Source organism: Synechococcus sp. W4D4 (genome assembly GCF_047716805.1).
Lineage (GTDB): Bacteria > Cyanobacteriota > Cyanobacteriia > PCC-6307 > Cyanobiaceae > Vulcanococcus.
The window spans coordinates 708,398-725,974 of the sequence record NZ_CP180404.1; the positions used below are offsets into that span (position 1 = coordinate 708,398).

The 17,577-nt window shown below is 63.7% G+C and carries 21 protein-coding genes; 10 read left to right on the top strand and 11 right to left on the bottom strand.

Annotated elements, in window-relative coordinates; genetic code table 11:
- The first annotated feature begins 8 nt into the window (after positions 1 to 8).
- The 3 genes from ACLM42_RS03840 (at position 9) to ACLM42_RS03850 (ending at position 2,685) form a co-directional block, all read left to right on the top strand.
- Entirely contained in the window at positions 9 to 1,652 is a 1,644-nt protein-coding gene (locus ACLM42_RS03840) for a peptide chain release factor 3 (RefSeq protein WP_415399797.1), read from the top strand.
- A gap of 78 nt (positions 1,653 to 1,730) precedes the next feature.
- On the top strand, positions 1,731 to 1,955 hold the full coding sequence (locus tag ACLM42_RS03845; protein WP_415399798.1) for a hypothetical protein: 225 nt from the start codon (positions 1,731 to 1,733) through the stop codon (positions 1,953 to 1,955).
- A gap of 37 nt (positions 1,956 to 1,992) precedes the next feature.
- On the top strand, positions 1,993 to 2,685 hold the full coding sequence (locus ACLM42_RS03850; protein WP_247911224.1) for a CPP1-like family protein: 693 nt from the start codon (positions 1,993 to 1,995) through the stop codon (positions 2,683 to 2,685).
- A gap of 235 nt (positions 2,686 to 2,920) precedes the next feature.
- Here the strand turns inward: ACLM42_RS03850 and hslO are convergent, their stop codons facing one another.
- Positions 2,921 to 3,838, bottom strand: coding sequence for an Hsp33 family molecular chaperone HslO (hslO, locus tag ACLM42_RS03855; protein WP_247911932.1), 918 nt, complete (start codon positions 3,836 to 3,838; stop codon positions 2,921 to 2,923).
- Positions 3,839 to 3,875: 37 nt separating this feature from the next.
- Positions 3,876 to 4,520 carry an ABC transporter ATP-binding protein gene (locus ACLM42_RS03860; RefSeq protein ID WP_247911221.1) on the bottom strand — a complete coding sequence of 215 codons (645 nt, stop codon included), beginning with the start codon at positions 4,518 to 4,520 and terminating at the stop codon, positions 3,876 to 3,878.
- 69 nt (positions 4,521 to 4,589) lie between these two features.
- Here ACLM42_RS03860 and ACLM42_RS03865 point away from each other — a divergent pair, with 69 nt between their 5' ends.
- Together ACLM42_RS03865 and ACLM42_RS03870 are read left to right on the top strand one after the other, a co-directional pair.
- Positions 4,590 to 5,048: a DUF3531 family protein gene (locus ACLM42_RS03865; RefSeq protein WP_247911220.1), complete on the top strand. Its 459-nt coding sequence runs from the start codon at positions 4,590 to 4,592 to the stop codon at positions 5,046 to 5,048.
- A 4-nt stretch (positions 5,049 to 5,052) separates the two neighbouring features.
- The gene (locus tag ACLM42_RS03870) at positions 5,053 to 5,799 is read left to right on the top strand and encodes a 16S rRNA (uracil(1498)-N(3))-methyltransferase (protein ID WP_415399799.1); all 747 of its coding nucleotides are present in this window, start codon (positions 5,053 to 5,055) and stop codon (positions 5,797 to 5,799) included.
- A gap of 12 nt (positions 5,800 to 5,811) precedes the next feature.
- Here the strand turns inward: ACLM42_RS03870 and ACLM42_RS03875 are convergent, their stop codons facing one another.
- Positions 5,812 to 6,204 carry a hypothetical protein gene (locus ACLM42_RS03875; RefSeq protein WP_415399800.1) on the bottom strand — a complete coding sequence of 131 codons (393 nt, stop codon included), beginning with the start codon at positions 6,202 to 6,204 and terminating at the stop codon, positions 5,812 to 5,814.
- 126 nt (positions 6,205 to 6,330) lie between these two features.
- Between ACLM42_RS03875 and ACLM42_RS03880 the strand changes: the two genes are divergently transcribed.
- On the top strand, positions 6,331 to 7,095 hold the full coding sequence (locus ACLM42_RS03880) for a DUF92 domain-containing protein (protein WP_415400122.1): 765 nt from the start codon (positions 6,331 to 6,333) through the stop codon (positions 7,093 to 7,095).
- On the opposite strand, the gene ACLM42_RS03885 is transcribed toward ACLM42_RS03880, so the two are convergent.
- From ACLM42_RS03885 to ACLM42_RS03915, 7 genes are all read right to left on the bottom strand, one after another.
- Positions 7,092 to 7,853: a sigma-70 family RNA polymerase sigma factor gene (locus ACLM42_RS03885; RefSeq protein ID WP_415399801.1), complete on the bottom strand. Its 762-nt coding sequence runs from the start codon at positions 7,851 to 7,853 to the stop codon at positions 7,092 to 7,094. The genes ACLM42_RS03880 and ACLM42_RS03885 overlap by 4 nt on opposite strands.
- Positions 7,854 to 7,931: 78 nt before the next feature.
- The gene (locus ACLM42_RS03890) at positions 7,932 to 8,609 is read right to left on the bottom strand and encodes a GDSL-type esterase/lipase family protein (RefSeq protein WP_415399802.1); all 678 of its coding nucleotides are present in this window, start codon (positions 8,607 to 8,609) and stop codon (positions 7,932 to 7,934) included.
- Between the two features lie 9 nt (positions 8,610 to 8,618).
- Positions 8,619 to 10,154 carry a phosphonate ABC transporter gene (locus ACLM42_RS03895; RefSeq protein ID WP_415399803.1) on the bottom strand — a complete coding sequence of 512 codons (1,536 nt, stop codon included), beginning with the start codon at positions 10,152 to 10,154 and terminating at the stop codon, positions 8,619 to 8,621.
- The gene (locus ACLM42_RS03900; RefSeq protein WP_415399804.1) at positions 10,151 to 10,900 is read right to left on the bottom strand and encodes a phosphonate ABC transporter ATP-binding protein; all 750 of its coding nucleotides are present in this window, start codon (positions 10,898 to 10,900) and stop codon (positions 10,151 to 10,153) included. Before ACLM42_RS03900 ends, ACLM42_RS03895 begins: the two co-directional genes overlap by 4 nt.
- A 91-nt stretch (positions 10,901 to 10,991) precedes the next feature.
- Positions 10,992 to 11,228, bottom strand: a complete 237-nt coding sequence (locus ACLM42_RS03905) for a hypothetical protein (RefSeq protein ID WP_247911213.1) — start codon at positions 11,226 to 11,228, stop codon at positions 10,992 to 10,994.
- A 39-nt stretch (positions 11,229 to 11,267) separates the two neighbouring features.
- Positions 11,268 to 12,227 carry a putative selenate ABC transporter substrate-binding protein gene (locus ACLM42_RS03910; protein ID WP_415399805.1) on the bottom strand — a complete coding sequence of 320 codons (960 nt, stop codon included), beginning with the start codon at positions 12,225 to 12,227 and terminating at the stop codon, positions 11,268 to 11,270.
- Positions 12,228 to 12,261: 34 nt separating this feature from the next.
- Positions 12,262 to 13,440, bottom strand: coding sequence for a pyridoxal phosphate-dependent aminotransferase (locus tag ACLM42_RS03915; RefSeq protein ID WP_415399806.1), 1,179 nt, complete (start codon positions 13,438 to 13,440; stop codon positions 12,262 to 12,264).
- 82 nt (positions 13,441 to 13,522) lie between these two features.
- On the opposite strand from ACLM42_RS03915, the gene ACLM42_RS03920 reads away from it, so the two are divergent.
- The 4 genes from ACLM42_RS03920 to ACLM42_RS03935 all read left to right on the top strand — a co-directional run bounded on the left by ACLM42_RS03920 (position 13,523) and on the right by ACLM42_RS03935 (position 17,236).
- Positions 13,523 to 13,912, top strand: a complete 390-nt coding sequence (locus tag ACLM42_RS03920) for a VOC family protein (protein WP_415399807.1) — start codon at positions 13,523 to 13,525, stop codon at positions 13,910 to 13,912.
- 10 nt (positions 13,913 to 13,922) lie between these two features.
- Positions 13,923 to 14,522: a uracil-DNA glycosylase gene (locus ACLM42_RS03925; RefSeq protein WP_247911205.1), complete on the top strand. Its 600-nt coding sequence runs from the start codon at positions 13,923 to 13,925 to the stop codon at positions 14,520 to 14,522.
- A gap of 37 nt (positions 14,523 to 14,559) precedes the next feature.
- The gene (gene ispG, locus ACLM42_RS03930; RefSeq protein ID WP_247911204.1) at positions 14,560 to 15,783 is read left to right on the top strand and encodes a (E)-4-hydroxy-3-methylbut-2-enyl-diphosphate synthase; all 1,224 of its coding nucleotides are present in this window, start codon (positions 14,560 to 14,562) and stop codon (positions 15,781 to 15,783) included.
- A gap of 100 nt (positions 15,784 to 15,883) precedes the next feature.
- Positions 15,884 to 17,236, top strand: coding sequence for a S41 family peptidase (locus tag ACLM42_RS03935; RefSeq protein ID WP_247911200.1), 1,353 nt, complete (start codon positions 15,884 to 15,886; stop codon positions 17,234 to 17,236).
- Between the two features lie 78 nt (positions 17,237 to 17,314).
- Here ACLM42_RS03935 and ACLM42_RS03940 read toward each other — a convergent pair whose 3' ends face one another.
- Positions 17,315 to 17,503 carry a hypothetical protein gene (locus ACLM42_RS03940; protein WP_415399808.1) on the bottom strand — a complete coding sequence of 63 codons (189 nt, stop codon included), beginning with the start codon at positions 17,501 to 17,503 and terminating at the stop codon, positions 17,315 to 17,317.
- Positions 17,504 to 17,577 lie beyond the last annotated feature (74 nt).

Sequence of the window (17,577 nt, forward strand, 5' to 3'; positions counted from 1 at the left end):
CTGTCGCCATGACCAGCAGCAGCGTGAGCACGACCCCTGAGCTCGAGGCCTTGGCGGAGGCCGTCTCCCGCCGCCGCAACTTCGCGATCATTTCCCACCCCGACGCGGGTAAGACCACCCTTACAGAGAAGTTGCTCCTGTATGGGGGTGCGATCCAACAGGCCGGAGCCGTGAAGGCCAAGGGCGAGCAGCGCAAGGTCACGTCCGACTGGATGGAGCTGGAGAAACAGCGGGGCATTTCCATTACCTCCACGGTCCTGCAGTTCGACTACAGCGGCAGCACGATCAACCTGCTGGATACCCCGGGTCACCAGGATTTTTCCGAAGACACCTACCGGACCTTGGCGGCTGCGGACAACGCGGTGATGCTTGAGGACGCTGCGAAGGGCCTCGAGCCTCAGACCCGCAAGTTGTTTGAGGTCTGCCGGATGCGCCAGATCCCGATCTTCACCTTCATCAACAAGATGGATCGGCCTGGGCGTGAGCCGCTCGAGCTTCTGGATGAGATTGAACAGGATCTGGGGCTTGCTTGTTGGCCGGTGAACTGGCCGATCGGCAGCGGTGATCGCTTTCGGGGCGTGATCGATCGCCGCAGTCAGCAGGTAATCCTGTTTCAGCGGGCCGAGCGGGGCCGGGCTTCTGAAGAGAAGGTACTCAGCGTTGATGAAGCCCGGGGCACTGGAGCGGTTGAAGAGGAGTTGCTGGATGCGGCCCTCGAAGAATTGGAACTGTTGGAGGCCGCTGGCAACGAGCTCGACCTGGAGCTGGTCCACGCCGGAGAGCTGAGCCCGGTGTTCTTTGGTTCAGCCATGACCAACTTCGGGGTGCGGCCGTTCCTCGATGCCTTCTTGGAGCTGGCCCAGAAACCCACCCCCCGCTCCAGCAGTGCCGGCGAGATTGAACCGGTGCGGCCGGGCTTCAGCGGGTTCGTCTTCAAGCTTCAGGCCAACATGGATCCCCGCCACCGCGACCGGGTGGCCTTTGTGCGGGTTTGCAGCGGCAAGTTTGAGAAGGACATGACGGTGCAGCACGCCCGCACCGGCAAGACCATTCGTCTTTCCCGCCCGCAGAAACTCTTCGGTCAGGACCGGGCGGTGGTGGAGGACGCCTACCCCGGTGATGTCATCGGTTTGAACAACCCTGGGATGTTCGCCATTGGGGACACCCTCTACCTCGGCTCCAAGGTCGAATACGAAGGGATCCCTTGCTTCAGCCCGGAGATCTTCGCCTGGCTACGGAACCCGAACCCCTCGGCCTTCAAGAGCTTCCGTAAGGGCGTCAATGAGCTTCGGGAAGAGGGTGCGGTTCAGATCCTCTACGACACCGATCAGAGCAAGCGCGATCCGATCTTGGCGGCCGTGGGCCAACTGCAACTGGAGGTGGTCCAGTACCGCCTTGAGAGCGAGTACGGCGTGCAGACCCGCCTTGAACCGCTGGGGTTCTCCGTGGCCCGTTGGGTCGTGGGTGGCTGGAGTGAGCTGGAGAAGGTCGGGCGGATCTTCAACTGCAAAACCGTCCGTGATGCCTGGGATCGTCCGGTTCTGCTGTTCAAGAACGACTGGAATCTCAACCAGTTGGCTGAGGATCATCCCGACCTCGAGCTCAGTGCTGTGGCCCCGGTGGTCAGTGGTGTGGAGCCCATTGCCCTGTAACGCTCCTGCTGGGCTCGCAGTTGCTTCCGTGATGGCGCCAGAATCAGCTGCAACGAAATATCACAGGCTGATTGGCTGATGCCTGGTTCTCTCTGGTTGGTTCGCCCCAGGACAGATGGGGGCAATGATTACGTCAATTTCGTCCGTGGGGGCACGGGCATTGAGATGCGGGAAGGCAGCCATTTGCCTCCCCAGATGCCCCTGCTGAAGCACCGCTGCTGGCTGCATCTCGATGAGGAAGAGCGTCAACGCATCCTGCTGTTGCGGCAGCAGGGCTTTCAGTCCAGTGAGCCCCTGTTCTGACTACGCTCAGTTATGAATTTCTCCGGCGCGCGGTGGCATGAACCAGGAGCCTGAATCCTCCTCGACCGGTTCCCAGCCCAGTCCCTACGAGCGCCTGGGCATTGAGACCACAGCGGGCTTTGAAGCGGTACAGGCTGCCAAGCAGGCTCGCCTCGATGAGGTGGGTGAGAACCCCCAGGCTCGGGCCCAGATCGAGGCGGCCTACGACTCCGTTTTGATGGACCGGCTGAAGGAACGTCAGCAGGGAAAGGTCAGCACCGCCGCCCTGAATGCTTCGGCACGGGAGGCCAAGGCTCCAACCTCCGCTTCCCCCGCGCGCCCATCGCTTCCGTCATTACCCAAGCTCCCGGCCCTCCCCAGGCCCTCGCTTCCCTCCAGTTCCTGGTCTCTTCCCAGGTTGGAGTTGGCCGAGGGGCAGCAGCGTTGGCTGCCGGTTGGCGGTTTTGCCCTGTTGACGGTGCTGCTGCTGTTCACGCCGGCGTCCTCGGCTGAGCTGGTGCTGGCCCTCTCCACCCTGTTCAGCGTGGTGCTCTTGCAGCGCCGCAATCGGCGCTTCCTGCAGGCGGTTGGCTTCAGTGTTTTGTTGCTCAGCCTGGGCCTGGCCCTTGGGGCCCTGCTGCTTCAGGTCCTCGATCCGAGCCTGCCCCTTGGGCTTCCCCTTGATGCCCACCAGGTGCAGAGCCTTCCGGCCCTGCTCCTCTTGCTGCTGGGTGCTCTGCTGATTGCTTAATTCGGCTTCACTCCAGGGCGGATCCAGCTGTGGCAACGCAGGGTCCGAGCCGACCCTGCGGGGATGGTGATTGCCCAAAGCCGGCAACAGCCGCTTTGGTGGGAGTCATTGAGCCAGAAGTGACTGCAGTTCAGGCAGTGGGGAAACCAGGTCATCGCCAGGGTCCTGCAGGGCTCCCCTGTTACAGCTCCGCTCTGGTCCCTCTAGTGATGGTCTGAGGACACTTTTTCAGGCGCTAGGCCGCGGGGGAGAGCTCGTCGATCAGCTCCTGCAGCTCTGCGGCCTGGATGTCATAGACCTCATTGCAGAAATGGCAGGTGAGTTCCGCCTTGCCGTCCTCGTTGAGCATCTCTGAGAGCTCATCGCGGCCCAGCAGCTTGAGGGCATTGACGCTGCGCTTGCGGCTGCAGGGGCAGTGGAAGGTGATGTCTTGGCTGGCCTCGGCGTCCTCCAGCAGTTGGGGATCGAGGTCGGGAAAGATGTCCTGGAGCAGCGCCTCGAGGTTGCCCTCGCAGGCGGCCAGCCGGTCGCTGAAGTGCTCAATCTCTCGGCAGCGCTCCTCCAACAGCGCGACCAGGGCTGGCTCACGGGCGGCCTTGGGGAGCACCTGGACCAGAACGCCACCGGCGTGCCTCAGGCCGCTGCTGTCGATGCGCTCGCCGACAAAAACCGCCGAGGGCGTTTGTTCGGAGTGCAAGAGGTAGGAGGCCACGTCATCGCCGATGCCGCCACTGACCAGCTCCACCGTCGAGCTGAAGGGTTCCCCCTCACCCAGGTCCCGAACCACATGGAGGTAGCCGGTGCCGGTGGCCTGCTTGAAGTCGAACTGATGGGCCCCATCGACCGTGTCCACCAGATCGAGTTCCAGCTCGGGCGCGCCGACGTAGCCGCGCACTGTCCCGTCCCTGCCGGCATCGACCATGAGTCCCTTCAGGGGGCCATCCGAGGAGATCCGTAGGTTCACCCGGCCATGGGCGACCTTCATGGAGCTGGCCAGTAGCAAGCCCGCCGTCATGGCCCGGCCCAGCAGGGCGGTGGTTAGAAACGAGAGGTTGTGGCGACGGCGGGCATAGCGGACCGTGGTGCTGGTGCTGACAGCAACCAGGCGGATCCCACCCCCTGCAGCTGTTGCTCGCACCAACCGATCTGACATGCCCAGGCCATTGCTCGAGGCACTGTATTCAGGCGCTTCAGCAGGGGATGAGCGCAGGCTGGAGTTGCCCATCGATCAGGGTCCAGCGCTGTCCTGGTTCGGTCAGCGGCTCGAACAGCTCCGGTTCGTGCGTGACGATCAGCACGATGCGATCACGGCTGAGCTGATCGATGAGGTCGATGATCTCCGCGCGCACGGACCAGTCCAGGCCAGCGGTGGGTTCATCCATCAAGAGCACCTTGGGGTCACGCAGCAGTTGGACTGCCATCGCCAGACGGCGCTGTTGACCGCCACTGAGCTCCTCGGGGGCCTGTTGGAAGGACAGACCACTGAGGCCGACCTGGTTCAAGACCGCCTCGGCCTTTTCGCTGGGCAAGCGCCGCTGGCCGAGACGCAGTTCCTGGCCGACGGTCAGTCCAAGGAAATGGCGCTCAGGGAATTGAAAGACCAAGCCACAGAGCCAACGGCGTTGGCGGGCATTGACCGCTTTGCCATGCCATCGGATTTCCCCTTTGCTGGGATCCGCCAGTCCGCAGATCAGCTCCAGCAGCGTGGACTTCCCGGAGCCACTGCGTCCGGCCACCAGTGCGAGACGTCCAGGCTCCAGCTGCAGGCTGGCGCCCCGCAACACCGGATCAGGAGCCGTTGCAGCGTGATAACAGAGCGCGTCGAGCTCAAGCATCGGTGGCCGATGGCCGTCAGGTGCCACCAGCATGTTTGATGGGAGCAAGCCCTGCTGCGCTGCGCTGCAATGGAGATTCGCTTTCGAGAATTTGACCCCTTCAATTGCTGGCTCTGGTTGCGTTTCAGTAATCCCCCGGGCCAAGGAGAGCGGGGATATATCGAAACCACCTTTGACAGCTGGTTTTTCCTGGGCAAGTTGGGCGGTTTTAACGCGGAGAACCTCCAGGTCCATGACGAGGGCGCCGAGGTCAGTTGGATGAGCTACGACGGCGAGGCCGCTGAGCGGGCCATGCCAGCCCTGATGCACAACATGGGTGAAATCGAGTATCAGGGCTCGTGGGCTCGCTGCTGGATGGATCTGGGCACCAGCGATGGCTTTGCCCTTGATGTCCTGATCAACACCCTGCGGCAGATCGACTCCGACGTGGTTCAGATCGAGGAGCTCCTGATCGGTGGTGCCAATGACGACTGGCCTGTGGAGGACCACCCCGAAAGCCTCTTCCCCGTAGGCGCCCCAGACGCGTAGCGCAATGGTCCGGGAGCTGCGTCGGCTGCTGATTGCTCCAGAGCGCTTGGCTCCGCTGGTCTCGTTGACCGGTGAGGAGGAGCGCTACTTGACCCGGGTGCTGCGCTTCTGCGTCGGGGACCGCTTTGCAGTGATCGATGGTCGGGGTTCCCTCTGGACTGCCGTGCTTGGGGAGTCCGCTTCAGCCCAGTTGGAGCAGAGCCTGGAGGCCCCCTTGGAGCGGCATCTGCCGCCGACTCCGCACTTGGTCTTGGCCGCCGCTGTGGTGAAGCGCGACTTTGAAGTCGTCCTGCGCATGGCGGTGGAGCTGGGGGTCGATCGCTTGATTCCGCTTCTCTGCGATCGAACTGCTGTTCAAGGCAGCCTGCGCTTGGATCGATGGCGCAGCATCGCCGCGGAGGCGGCGGAGCAGTGCGAACGTCTCTGGTCTCCCCAGATTCAGGAGCCGATGACGGTCCATCAGCTTTTGGCTCTGAAGGATCAGCAGGACGCCGGGCTCTGGATGACCACCCGTCGAGATGGCCTGCCGCTGTTGGGTTCAGTCCTCGCGGATCTGCCCCTGGAGAACCTCCCCGGCCTCTGGCTGGCCTGTGGTCCTGAGGGGGGCTGGTCCCCGGACGAAGAACAGGCCGCTGAGGCGGCTGGATGGGAACCCGTGGATCTGGGCCCTCGCATCCTGCGCAGCTCAACGGCCTGCATCAGTGGGTTGAGCAGCCTGAGCAGCACCCGCTTTGAGCGCTGCGGGGTCTAGCTCAGATCAGCCTTACTTCTTGCCAAACATGCCGCTGGCCATGCCGCGGAAGCCGGCGATGTTGGCACCAGCGCGGCGGCGGCGCATGGGCAGTGCGCCACCGGCAGTCACGCAGTCCGGAGCAAAGGTGGCGTCGGTTTTGGCCGGACGAGCGGCCTGTTCCGCGGCCAGCTCAGCGGCGATTGCTTCTGCGGTGGTTTGCGAGGTGCCAGTGGGGGCAGCGGCGGCTTCGCTCTGGACGGCAGATGCAGGTGCGGCGGCGGCCTTCACCTCAACTTTGGCTTCCGTTTTGGCGGCCTTCGCTTCCTTGGCGGGCTTCTCGGCGACGGGAGCCACAGTCACCGACTTCTCAGCGGCCTTTTCATCGAGCTCGAGGAAGAAGCTGCCCTTGCGGTTGAACACCATGGCGCCGGTTATTGACCGTTTGAAGGATTATCCGCTGCTGCCGGTGCATCTGAACAGCGGCCTTAGGGCTGTGCAACAGAAGTTTCAGCTGTTGTGTTCTTCTGGAGCCAGTCGCTGATTCCAGGGATGCTCGATCTGCTGATCTTGCTGAGCCCAGAGCGCTTGCAGCACTGGCTTGCAGCCCTGGCGATCAATGCTGTGCTGATTGCTGCAGCCCAGCGGCTTCCGCTGCTGACGCGTGCGGGCTGGGTGCATGCCGGCATCCTTGGCACCGTGCTGCTCGGCAGCCTGGATTGGCCGGGCTGGTGGGCAGTGGCGCTGTATCTGGCCTTGGGATCGCTGGTGACCCGTCTGGGGTACCGGCGCAAGCAGGAGCAGGGCCTGGCGGAGGGGCGAGGGGGCCGGCGCGGTCCCGAGAACGTCTGGGGATCAGCGGCAACGGGTGCTGCCCTGGCGCTGTTGAGTGTTTGGCCCATGGCGCCGGTCATCCTGCTCAAGATCGGCTTTGCCGCCAGCTTTGCCGCCAAGTTGGGCGATACCTGCGGCAGTGAGATCGGCAAGCGTTGGGGCCGCCACACCGTCTCGATCACAACCTTCAAGCCCGTTGCCCCTGGTACTGAAGGGGCCATCAGCCTGGAAGGGACCGCGGCCAGCGCCGGCGGTAGTGCCTTGATGGCCTTCGTGATGCTCCAGTTGGGCCTGATCCAGGGCGGTCAGACCTGGTTGTTGGTGGCGCTGGTGGGCTTGGCAGCGACCTTGATCGAAAGCCTGATTGGCGCCACGGTCCAGGACCGCTTTCCTTGGCTCAGCAATGAGCTGGTCAATGCCCTGCAGACCCTGATCGCAGCCCTGCTGGCCATGGGGCTGGCCGTGCGCTTGGCCTTCGCCTAGTTCGCCGTCACCAGCTGTTGACGCACCAGCGCGCAGGCCTGTTGGTAGCGCCGTTGGGCTGCCCTGGCGCTGACCCCCACCATCGCTCCAAGTTCCTGCCAGGTTCGCTGCTGCAGCACCCGGGCCAGCACGAGTCGCCGTTGACTGGCATTCAAGGTTTTCAGTCCCCTCCACAGCTGCCGGCGCAGCTCACAGCGCTCGAGCCAGCTGTACTGACCTGCCGCCTGGTGATCGCTGAGTTGCTCCACCAGAGGTGTTTCAGGATCTGAACCGCTCCCGGGTTGGTCCAGGCTGGCGATCCGCAAACAGGCCTGCAGGGCCTGGGCCTCTTGCCAGCGCTGCGGCGAGCAGCCCAAGGCCTGGGCAAGCGAGCTGTCGTCCAACGCGCTGGAACCTTGGAGCTGGCGGCGGCGTTGCAGGGCCGCTCCCCTCTGCAGCAACTCGATCACGCTGCGGGCCCCACTGAAGACGCGGCACCGGTCCCTGAGGTAGTGGCGCATCGCCCCTCGAATCCAGGGCACAGCCGCTGTGCTCAAGGTGTTTCCCCGGCTTGGTTCAAAGCGCTCGACTGCCTTGATCAGGCCACTGACGCCCTCTTGAACCAAATCTTCAAAGCTGTGGCCACTGCGTTCGCTTTCACGCCGGGCCACCTTCCAGACCAGGGGCAGGTTGGCGGCCACGACGGCGTTGCGGTGTTCGTTGTTCCGGCACTTGAGGTAACGGGCCAAGAGCCATTGCTGCTGTTCATGCGTTGCCATAGCGGATGGGGTGCTCTGCTCTCACCCTCAACGCCTTCCCCCAATGTCTGAGTCACCCCCGGGGGGGTGTGATTTCCCTCAGTTGAGGGGGGTGCTGGCGCTGAGTGGTTGCAAGTCCGCCCAGCTCAGCAGCGGGCTCCATTGCCGCACCCGCTCATAGACCTGGCGATGCCCATCGCTGTTGAGGTGGATCCCGTCTGGAGAGAGCCATTGCAGCCAAGCAGGATCCGCCAGCAGTGATTCCAGTAGCGGTAGGAACGGAACGTCGGCCTCCATGCAGGCCTCCTCGAGGAGGCCCTCGTACTGGCGGATCTGCTCATTGCTGTACCAGAGCAGATCGGCATAGGGCATGACGTGCTCATCCACCGGGGTCAACCCCAGCACCAGCAGCGGTGCCGTTGCTTGCAGCTGTTTCAGCAGTTGCTGCAGACCGAACAAAAATGCTTCGGCATCGAGTTGGAGGCGACCGTCACGGCGACCCACCCGAGCGGTGTCGTTCAGTCCGACGGAGAGCAGGATGCCCTGGGGCTGCTGTCGCCTGAGTTCCCCCCGGCAACTGAACTCGCCGGCCCAGCGGGCTGCCACCCGCTCCAGTCCATCTCCGCGCACCCCGAGGGGATAGAGCACCGGTCCTCCGGGGAGTCCCATCCAGTGGCGCCGCAGGCGCTCGCACCAGCCCCCCTCTTCAGGATCCCCCCAGCCATAGACGCCGCTGTCCCCAAGCACGATCAACTTGCGGGGAACGGCCAACACCATGGATCTGGGCTAGAGCAGGCGCCGTCTGGCGCGATCGCTCAGATCTTCACCCACCAGGGTGAGTGCCGCATAGACCACAAGCAACAGGGAGATTTGATCCCAGGCAAAGGAACTCAGGCTCTCCTGCAACTGCGTTCCCAAGCCGGTTCCAGCCATCATCCCCACCACCACGGTCTCCCGAAGGATCACATCGCTGCGATAGGCCCCATAGGCCAGATAGGAGCGGGCTAATGCGCTCAGACGCCCGTAGAGGAGGGCGATTCGAGGGCCCACGCCTTGGCTATGCAGTGCATCCTCTGGGGCGCCGCTGCAGGTCTCCGTTCCCTCCAGCAACAACCGCCCCAGAATTCCGAGGTTGTGAAAGCCCAAGGCCAGGGCTGCTGTCCAGAGTCCCGGTTGAAAGACAAACAGGAGCAACAAAGCCGTCAGCGGCGGCGGCCAGAGCCGCCCTAGGGCCCAGAGCAGCCTGAGCAACTGCTGACCAAGGGGCCAGGGGGCCACCAGCACCAGCAGCAGGGGCGCGCCGCCGACCGCCAGGCAGGCCGAGAGGAGTGTCAGCCAAAGGGTGTTGCTGATCAACCGTCCCCAGGGGAGTGCCAAGGCGTCCTGCCAGTTGCTGCCATCCATCGGCGGTAGCGGTTGCCAGTGGAGAAGGGCCGCTGGATCGATCCCCAGGTTCTGGGCGATGGCGAGCAGCAGGGGCAGCAGCAGCGCGAAGAGGATCAGAATTTCCTGGCCCCGACGGCCCACACCGGCCTGCCGCCGGCCAAAGCGGTTGGCCAATCCCCAGCGCTTGCGCAGGGTGCGGATCAGGCTCTCCAGGCTGAGCATCACCGCTAGCAGGAGCCACAGGCCACTCCAGAGTTCGTGAAATTCCAAGGACTGGAGGGTGAGCAGGAGTTCGTTGCCTAGGCCCCCCAGGCCAAAGACCCCCAGCAGGGTGGCGCTGCGTAGGGCGCACTCCAGCCGGTAACCCCCGTAGCTGATGACTCCGGGCAGCAGGGGCGGACCAATCGCCGTGATCAGGGCCGCCGGGCCGCCGCTGCCGCTGCTCAAGAGGGCCTTGAGCGGTTGATCGGGCAAGGCATCGAGCTGGTCGCTGATCACCCGGGCCACCAAGGCGCTGTAGGGGATCACGATCGCCAGCACCGCCACCGCCGGCTGCAGCCCCAGCACCTGCAGCAGGAGTAGGCCCCAGATCAGTTCATGGATCGATCGGGGCAGGGCCAGGAGTCGCCGCAGCAGCTCGGCTGGCAGCGCTCCTCCAATCAAGGTGGTCCAGACCAGCCGGGAGCTGGCGAGCCCAAGCACCAGTCCCAACAGCAGGCTCAGGGACCAGCTCAAGAGGGCCACCCCAACGGTCACCCCCAGTCCCTTGAGCAGGGACGCGAGCACGATCGGATCGAAGGAGGGCTGTAGAGCGGCGGCGGCAAAGGCTCCGATCAAGTCCCAGCCCCCGCCATGGCAGAGCCCTGGCAGCACCACGGCCAGAGGCAGGATCACCACTGCGGGGATCAGGACCTGTAGCGGCGCGGCGACTTTCAAGCTGCACTGCGACCGGCATAGAGGCGCTGCAACGCGTCCTCCTTGAGTTGCGTGGGCGAGCAATCGAACAGGATGCGCCCGTCCCGCAGACCCAGCACGCGGCTGAAGCCCGTTAGGAGATCGGGCCTGTGCAGGCTCATCACCAGTGCCCTCGGCGCTTCGGTTTGCTCCAGTAGCAGCGCCAGCAATTCGCTCGCTAGACGCGGATCGAGGCTGGCGAGGGGTTCATCTGCAAGCCAGAGCAAGGGGTCCTGCCGCAGCAGGCGCGCAATGGCGATCCTTTGGCGCTGGCCGCCGGAGAGCTCCGCCACCGACTGGTTCAGCAGGATGGGGTCCAGATCCAGTTGCCGTAGCGCAGCGCTGCAGGCTTCGGTCTCTAACGGCAGCAGCAGGTTCAAGATCGCCCGAGGCCAGCCCCATTGGCCGAGCCGGCCGCAGTTGAGGTTTTGCTGAACGCTGAGCTCATCAATCAGGCGCAGGTCCTGCCACAGCGTGCCAATCCGCCGCTGTTGACGGCGTTTCAGCCGGGAGCGTCGAGCCATCGCTTCACCGGACCAGAACACCTCCCCCTGGTCGGCTTGGAGCAGGCCATTGGCGACGGCGAGCAGTGTGCTTTTGCCCGCACCACTGGGACCCAGTAGGGCCAGGCGCTCACCGGCCTGGACGCTGAGCTCAATCTGATCGAGCCTGGGTTGCTGGCGTCCCTTGACGCTGACCCCCCTCAACTCCAAGACGGGTGCGCTCATGGTGGGCCTTAGGTCTGGGTGAAGCGGAACACCATCAGGGCCAGGATCAGCCCCAGCAGGGTGAGTTCGAAAATGTCGGGGCCACGCGGGTTCATCCGCGACCCTCCCGTTTCTCCAATTTGGCCACCGACGGCAGGCCGAAGACCAGAACGAGCAGGGGGATTTCCAACCAGAGAACCCCATTGCTGAACAGGATCACCGCCAGATCAATGGCGGCGATGGAACGCAAAAACAGCACCCAGACCTCGTCCCCATCGCTGCAGCTGCGCTGCCAGAGCATCAGCCCAGCCACCAGCAGGAGCAGGTCAACCAGCAGGTTCGTGGGCAATGCGGGGACGAGTCCGGTCCCCGCATTCTGCTCCTGGAATCAGCGGATCTTGCCGATTTGACGGCCGACCTGCTCGATCTGGGCGTAATCGCTGGCCTTGGCCCCCGTGAACTGCTCGGCACCAAAGAGTTCGAGGATCGCCTTCTGTTCAGGGTTGCTGGTGCGCCAGCTCAGGATGGCCTTGCGCAGCTTGTTGGTGAAGCCACCGCCGAAGCGTTGGTCCAGACCGGGTTGGGCGATCCAGTGGTAATCGGGATATCCCGGGGTGGTCCAAATCGCATAGACCTTGGCATTGTTGGCTTTACCGCTGGCCAGGTTGGCTTCCCAGACCTGTTTGTTCAGTGCGCCCGCGTCATAGGCGCCGCTCTGTACCAGGGCCACGGTGGCGTCATGGCTGCCGCTGAAGCCAGGGGCCCCACCGGCGAACTGGCTGGGCTTCACCCCGGCCTGAGCCAGGAAGTACTGGGGCATCAGACGGCCCGAGGTGGAGCTCTGGGATCCGAAGGTAAAGCGCTTGCCCTTGAGCTCCTTCAATCCATCGATCTTGGAGATGGGCTTGAGCTGGCTGCGGCGGTTGGCGATGAAGACCGATTGAAACTTGGCGTCGATGTCGCGCTGGGCGATCACTTGGGCGCCGGGTTTCTGCAGACGGGCCTGGACGCCGGTCAGGCCGCCAAACCAGACCAGATCCAAATTGCCGGTGCGGAAGGCACTGACCGCGGCGGCGTAGTTGGTGACGGGGACATAGTTGACCTCGACACCCAGCTGCTTGCTGAGTTCATTGGCCACCAATCCGTAGAGCCGGTTCAGCTTCTCGGGCTTCTGATCGGGGATGGCGCCGATGCGCAGCACAGGCTTGTTCGTCTGCGCCACCGCGGCGGGGGTTAGAGCACTGCTGAGCTGCGGCAGGGCCAAAGGAGTGGCCACCGGCAGCCATGCAAGCGAGACGCCTACGGCCGCGGCGGCCCAACGTTCTCGGCCGCTGAAACGGATGGTCATTGAAGGGAGTGCAGTGCAATCCCTGATTTTCCCCCTAGAGGGTCTCGATAAAACGCTGCAGCCTGGCCAGGCCGTCCTGGATGGTGGCGTCGGAGGCGGCGCAGGAGAGGCGAATGCAGTCGTTGTCGCCAAAGGCGCCACCAGGCACTACGGCTAAACCCTGCTCATCAAGCAGGCGCTCGCAGAAGGTCATCGAGTCCAGGCCTGTGCTGCTGATGTTCGGGAAGGCATAGAAGGCCCCCTGGGGCGGAAGCAGTTGGACGCCTTCGATGGCCTGGAGACCATCGCTGAGCAACTCCCGTCGATGGCTGAACTGGGCTGCCATGGTCTGGATGCACTCGCGGGAGCCCGTCACAGCAGCCAGAGCGCCGTATTGGGCAAAGGTGCAGACATTGCTCGTGCTCTGGCTTTGCAGAGCGCTAGCGGCCTTCAGGGCGGCGCTGTTGCCGGCGAGCCAACCAATCCTCCAACCCGTCATCGCCCAGCCCTTGGCAAAGCCATTGACCGTGAAGACCCGATCTGCCAGGTCCGGAGCGACGGCCGCGAAGCTGTGATGGCTGTGGCCGGGGGCCAAGAGAAATTCGTAGATCTCGTCGCAGACCACCGCGACTTGTGGATGGCGGCGCAGCACCTCGGCGATCGCCTCGAGGTCGCTGCGGCTGAGCACCATCCCCGTGGGATTGCCCGGGCTGTTGAGGACCAGCAACTTGCTGGCTGGTGTGATGGCCGCCTCCAGTCGCTCTGGGTCGAGTCGGAAACCTTCCGCTGCGGAGCTGGTGATGAATCGGACCGAGGCCCCAGCCAATCGGGCCATCTCTGGGTAGCTGAGCCAGTAGGGAGCCGGCAGCAGCAGCTCGTCTCCGGGCTCCAGCAGCACCTGAAAGAGGTTGTAGAGCGCCTGCTTACCGCCGTTGGTCACCAGCACGTCACCGGCGCTGGTGGGGACGTGGTTCTCCTTGGTCAACTTCTGGGCGATGGCCTCCCGCAGGGCCGGCTCGCCGGCGGCGGGACCGTAGCGGGTTAAACCACTCTCAAGGGCCTGGGCCGCGGCCTCCCGAATGAAAGCTGGGGTGTCAAAGTCCGGTTCGCCAGCGCTCAGGCTGCAGATATCGCGTCCTTCGGCCTTCAATGACTTGGCGCGGGCGGCGATGGCCAGCGTCAACGAAGGCTGCAGCGCTTCGGCCCGGGCGGAGAGTTTCAACGGGCGCGGCATTCGAGCAGCGACGTCAGGGGGTAACGCCTTGCGGCTTACCGGTGATGCTGTGCATCCTGCCGCATGCTGGGCCCCTCATCCGATGTCTTCACAGCCACCCCCGTCCGTTGGCCTGGTGTTGGCGGCCGATGAGCCTGCATCCCTGGCCCGCTTCTACGGCGTCGTCAGCGGCGCTGGAGTGCAGCCGGGGTTGAGCCAGACCCATTGGAGGGTGCCGCTGCCTGGCTCAGGGTGGCTTGAGATCTATGCCCCGAGTCGCTCCAGGCCCCTGCCGCGGCAGCGCGGACGTTTGGCCTTGGCCATCCATCTTCTGGGCGGTGAGCTGGCACTGAGCACAGCGGTCGCCCGGGCTCAAGAGCATGGGGCCCAGTTGGTGGAGCCCACGCGCCAGGAGCCCTTTGGCTGGGAGGCCTGGTTGAACGATCCCGAAGGCAATGCCCTGCTGCTGATTGCTAGAGAGGCAGGCGAGTGATTGCATCGCCATGACGGCCACCTCCCTCGAGCAGGACTTGGCGGCCTTGGCGGAGACCTGTGACGGTTGCCGCCTGTGCAAGTTGGGCACAAGCCGTACCCAGGTGGTGGTGAGTCGCGGGAACCCCCAGGCGCGTCTGATGGTGATTGGTGAGGGTCCAGGTGCCCAGGAGGACGAGCAGGGTCAGCCCTTTGTCGGTCGCTCGGGCCAACTGCTGGATCGAATGCTCGAGAGCGTGGGCATCGACAGCAATCGCGATGCCTATGTCTGCAACATCGTGAAGTGCCGTCCACCGGAGAACCGCAAGCCCACGGCCCTCGAGATGGCGTCGTGTAAGCCCTGGTTAGACCGTCAGATCGCCCTTGTGGATCCGGCGGTGATCCTCTTGGCCGGGGCGACAGCCGTGGAGGGCCTCCTGGGAATTAAGGGCGGGATGACCAAGATCCGCGGTCAGTGGCGCCAGTGGGAAGGCCGCTGGTTGATGCCGGTCTTCCATCCCTCCTATTTGTTGCGGAATCCCTCAAAGGAGCGGGGGGCTCCCAAGTGGCTCACCTGGCAGGACCTGCAGGATGTGCAGCGCCGCTTGGCCCAATTGGACGCTCCGTTGTGACAGGCTTGGCCCACCCGGCCTGCCCAACGCTGCTGCCATGACTGCCTCCTCAATCGCAACGCCCGAGGCGGGGCAGCTGTCCTCCCGTTACGACACGGTCATCCGCCGCCGCAAGACCCGCAGCGTTCGCGTTGGTGACCTCTGGATCGGAAGCGAGCACCCCGTCGTGGTGCAGTCGATGATCAACGAGGACACGCTCGATATCGAGGGTGCAACCGCGGGCATTCGCCGCCTGCACGAAGCGGGCTGTGAAATCGTCCGCGTCACCGTGCCCTCCTTGGCCCATGCCAAGGCGATGGGCGAGATCCGCAAACGCCTGGAGGACAGCTATCAGCCGGTCCCCCTGGTGGCGGACGTCCACCACAACGGCATGAAGATCGCCCTGGAAGTGGCGAACCATGTCGACAAGGTTCGAATCAACCCGGGTTTGTTCGTTTTCGACAAGCCTGATCCGAATCGGACCGAATTCACACCTGACGAAATCGCTCAGATCGGTGATCGAATCACTGAGACCTTTGAGCCCCTGGTCAGCCTGCTGAAGGCACAGGACAAGGCGCTGCGCATCGGCGTGAACCATGGCTCCCTGGCGGAGCGGATGTTGTTCACCTACGGCGACACACCCCTTGGGATGGTGGAGAGCGCCCTGGAGTTCATCCGAATTTGTGATCGCCTCGACTACCACAACATCGTGGTGTCGATGAAGGCCTCACGGGCACCGGTGATGTTGGCCGCCTACCGGATGATGGCCGACCGGATGGATGCCGAAGGTTTCAACTACCCCTTGCACCTGGGCGTGACCGAGGCCGGAGATGGGGACTACGGCCGCATCAAGAGCACCGCCGGCATTGCCACCCTGCTGGCCGATGGCCTGGGGGACACGATTCGGGTGTCGCTGACCGAGGCCCCGGAGAAAGAGATTCCTGTCTGCTACTCGATTCTTCAGTCCCTGGGTCTGCGTAAGACCATGGTTGAGTACGTCAGCTGCCCCAGCTGCGGACGCACCCTGTTCAACCTGGAGGATGTGCTCAACAAGGTGCGGAACGCGACGGCACACCTCACGGGTCTGGACATTGCCGTGATGGGTTGCATCGTCAACGGTCCTGGTGAGATGGCTGATGCCGATTACGGCTATGTCGGCAAAACCCCAGGGGTGATTGCCCTGTATCGCGGCCGCGATGAGATTCGCCGCGTTTCGGAGGCTGAGGGCGTGGATGCCTTGATTGCCTTGATCAAGGAAGACGGCCGTTGGGTCGATCCTTAAGGGACCTCGGCTAACCCTCAGATTTCTCCGGTTTTCACGCCAACTGAGGTTGGGAAACTGGAGCTAATTTGAAGAAATCTCCCCTGTCAGGAGCGCATTGATGACCCAGCCACGCGGCCTCCGCACCCGTCATCGTGCCCTGCTTGTTCTGGCCGGTGCCGGTGCCGTTGGTGCCATCTCTTTGCCGCCGTTGTTGCTGCCCAGTGCGGCATCGCTGGTGAGCGATAGCCCGAAGGAAGTCATTGACCAGACCTGGCAGATCGTCTTTCGGGACTATCTCGATACCAACGGCAAATACACCTCGGATCGATGGAAAGACCTGCGTCGTCAGGTGCTCTCCAAGAGTTATGGCAGCACCAAGGAGAGCTACGAGGCGATCCGAGGGATGTTGGCCACCCTCGACGACCCCTACACGCGCTTCCTTGATCCGCGCGAGTTCAAGGAGATGCAGATCGATACCTCGGGGGAGCTCTCCGGGGTTGGGATCCAGCTGAGCCTTGACAAGGACACCAAAGAGCTGACGGTCGTCAGTCCGATTGAAGGGTCTCCGGCCTCCCGCGCCGGTGTGATGCCCAAGGACGTCATCACCGCCATCGATGGCAAGAGCACAAAGGGGATGACGACCGAGGATGCGGTCAAGCTGATTCGTGGCAAGGCGGGCAGCACCGTGACCTTGCAGCTGCGCCGCAACGGGAAGCTGCTGGACACCCCCCTGGTGCGGGCGCGGATCGAGCTCCATGCGGTCGATACCCAGGTCAACACCAGTGCCGATGGCACCAAGATTGGCTACATCCGCCTGAAGCAGTTCAACGCCAATGCCGCCAAGGACATGGCGAAGGCGTTGAAGGATCTGGAGAAGCAGCAGGTCCAGGGGTATGTGCTGGATCTACGCAGCAACCCCGGCGGTCTGCTGGTGGCCAGCATCACGATCGCCCGTCAGTTGCTCAATGAAGGTGTGATCGTCTCCACCAAGACCCGAGACGGCATCCAAGACACCAAGCGGGCTGTTGGTCGTGCCTTGACCGAGCGTCCTCTGGTGGTGCTGGTCAATGAAGGCTCAGCCAGTGCCAGTGAAATCCTCTCCGGTGCCCTGCAGGACAACCATCGAGCGGTCCTGGTGGGTGAGACAACCTTCGGTAAGGGCCTGGTGCAGTCGGTTCGCGGCCTGATTGATGGTTCGGGGATGACCGTCACCATCGCGAAGTACCTCACCCCAAGCGGCCGCGATATCCACAAGCATGGGATTGATCCTGATGTGCGCGCCAAGCTGAGCGCCCGCGAGATCCAATCCCTGCGGCTGGAGGATCTGGGAACGCAGAAGGACAGTCAGTACCGCGTGGCTGAGTCCACTCTCCTTAAGCAGGTGAAGGCCGCTAACACCCTGACCAAGTCGCGGACCTACAACCCCGCCAGTGCCAATGTGCCTGCGGCGCTGGCGGCGCCGGTTCACTAGGCGAGATCACTACAGGCGATCGCAAAAAAGCCCACGGCATGGGCCGCGGGCTGAAGAGAAGGCTCTAGGGCGTTGAGTTCAGGCGGCGCTTCCGACCGGTTGCATCAGTCCGCCACCAGGGGTGGAGTCGTCGTCGTCATTGCCGGTGTCTGACTGGAGCACGGCATAGACACCTAAGGCCACCATGCTGATGAGTCCGGAGATCAAGCTCAGGCCACCGCCGAAGCCGGTGCTGAGGTCGATGACTTCGCCGAGGCCGGGACCCATGAGTGTCCGTTACATTGCTTCACCGAATTGTAACGGACTTTTGCGCTGGTCGCTCATCTTTGGGGACCAGTTGG